This window comes from Tamlana crocina (assembly GCF_012037625.1).
In genome coordinates, this window is sequence record NZ_JAAVJS010000412.1 from 1 (window position 1) to 384 (window position 384).

Below are 384 nucleotides of genomic sequence, written 5' to 3' on the forward strand. Positions count from 1 at the left end.
GATACTTTTCTTTAGCGTAGTACCTCTCACAATACTGTCATCAATAATCACCAGGTTATCTTCCGGCTTTACAACCCCGTAGGTTACATCATAAACGTGGGCTACAAGATCATCCCTGCTGCTGTCTTCGGTAATGAAAGTCCGCAGCTTGGCATCTTTAATGGCAATCTTTTCGGTTCTTAGCCTGTGGGCAAGGATCTCCTGCAAACGGGCATCGGTAAGCGTCTCTTTTTCGGCAAGAATGGTATCGTTCTTTTGCTTGTTTAGTTCATCCTGTGCAGCTTCCACCATTCCATAGAAAGAGGTTTCAGCAGTATTGGGAATGAAGGAGAAGACGGTATTGATGGTATCGTGGTTAATAGCTTTGAGCACTTCAGGCATCAG

1 pseudogene is annotated in these 384 nt (G+C 44.8%); it reads right to left on the reverse strand.

What is annotated here, in order from left to right:
- Nucleotides 1-384: pseudogene (locus HC176_RS17360) on the reverse strand (amidophosphoribosyltransferase); the annotation flags it as partial.